This is a genomic window from Phyllobacterium sp. P5_D12, assembly GCF_054049495.1.
The window spans coordinates 1-1774 of record NZ_JBFUMG010000734.1 but is presented as its reverse complement, the minus strand read 5'-3'; the positions used below and the strand labels follow the sequence as shown (position 1 = coordinate 1774).

Genomic DNA, 1774 nt, shown 5'->3' with positions numbered 1-1774 from the left:
CAATCGCCACCATCTGCTGCGTGGCGGTATTGAATTCCATCAATGGGCGGCGCACATCGGCGCGCACATTGAATCGCTGCAGCAGCGCTTCAGCCTCCTGGTGCATGCGCTTCCAATCAAGCAGGCCGTAGCGGCGAGCCTCGCGGCCGAGGCATATATTCTCGGTGATGGATCGATAGGGGACGAGGTTGATTTCCTGGTAGATGGTGCTGATGCCGCTTGCCTGCGCCTGTTGCGGTGAGGAGACCTCGAATGGCTTGCCATCGAACACGACTTCACCGGCATCGCGCTTGTAATAGCCGGTCAGCACCTTGATCAGCGTCGATTTGCCCGCACCGTTCTGGCCGATCAGCGCATGAACTTCGCCGCGTCCAACAGCAAAAGAGGCGCCCGACAGGGCAGGTATCCCGGCAAAGCGCTTGTCGATTCCCGTCATCGATAAAAGGCTATCGGTGTTCATTGCAAAGCCAATTCTGAACGCATCGGTAGGCTCCGGCATAGCAATACAATGCCGAAAGAAAAGCCAGCGCCCTATAAGAGCGCTGGCAGAGCCACAAAATCAATAGGCGGTGCTCAGCAGGTCTTTGGCGTTGCTGGCATCGTAAAACTGATCCGGATTGATGATCTTGGCTTCAATCTTGTCGCCGTTTGCATAAGCTGTGGCCGTGTCGAAAGCTTTCGGTCCGAAACGGGGATTGCATTCGACAACGGCTGCAATCTTGCCATCGACAACCGCCTGAACGGCTTCCTTGCCACCGTCGATCGACAGGACGAGAATGTCTTTGCCTGGAACCTTGCCGGCTGCCTCGATCGCGGAGATAGCACCAATGGCCATCTCATCATTATGCGCATAGATGACATTGGCGTCCGGATGAGCCTGCAGCAGTGTCTCTGCTACCTGACGACCCTTGTCGCGAGCAAAGTCACCCGTTTGCGATGCGACTACCTTGAAGTCAGCGTTTTTGGTGATCACATCGTCGAAGCCCTTCTTGCGATCATTGGCCGGAGAAGAACCGGTCGTGCCCTCAAGCTCGATGATTGTGGTCTTGCCATTGGCGTTCTTGACAAGCCAATCGGCAACACGCTGGCCTTCCTCGATGAAATTGGAGCCGATAAACGTTACATAATCCTCGCCGGCCTTGGCCAGCGAAGCGTCGACGTTACGATCAAGCAGGATAACCGGAATGCCGGCATTCTTGGCGGCCTTGATTGCAGGAATCAGTGGCTTTTCCTCACGTGGCGCCAGGAAAATCAGGTCAACGCCCTGGGCGATCATCGAGTTGACGTCGGCGACCTGCTTGGCGGCGGAGCTGGCGGCATCCGTATAAACCAGTTGCCATCCGCGTTTCTTGGCTTCTTCCTGCATGCTGGCGGTCTGGGCCAGGCGCCATGGATTGTTGCTTTCGGTCTGGGCAAAGCCGACTTTGTAGGTATCTTTTTTCTTGAGCGGTGGCGCATCAGCCAACGCGCTGCCAACGACCATCGAGGCGGCCAGCCCAACGGCTGAGGTAAACAGCAGAGTGCGACGGGTGATATTCATTGAAAATTCCCTCCCAGAAATTAGTTCGTGGCGATCCCACTAGGACGATCATCGCCACTTATAAAAATTAGTCAATAATTATTTATGTTGATTAGTCGGGCAAACTGTTCGTAATATCCCCCTAACTTCATCGATTCCGGCCAGTCTTCGGGCCGCTGGAAACGTCGTTCCGGGTGGGTGATACGGTGGATACTTCGACCACTGAGAAAGTTAAGACCACACGCTTGGCTGTGC

2 protein-coding genes are annotated in these 1774 nt (G+C 55.1%); both read right to left on the bottom strand.

What is annotated here, in order from left to right; all coding sequences use genetic code 11:
* On the bottom strand, positions 1–460 hold a 460-nt coding region (locus ACXJ5O_RS25865), incomplete at its 3' end, for an ATP-binding cassette domain-containing protein (RefSeq protein ID WP_457302405.1).
* A gap of 99 nt (positions 461–559) precedes the next feature.
* Positions 560–1540 (bottom strand): ABC transporter substrate-binding protein, encoded by a 981-nt coding sequence (locus tag ACXJ5O_RS25860; protein ID WP_457302404.1) that lies wholly within the window; start codon positions 1538–1540, stop codon positions 560–562.
* Positions 1541–1774 lie beyond the last annotated feature (234 nt).

Coding starts and splice junctions, on each gene's coding strand:
- ACXJ5O_RS25860 (WP_457302404.1), bottom strand. CDS start 1,540: ATGAATATCACCCGTCGCACTCTGCTGTTTACCTCAGCCGTTGGGCTG.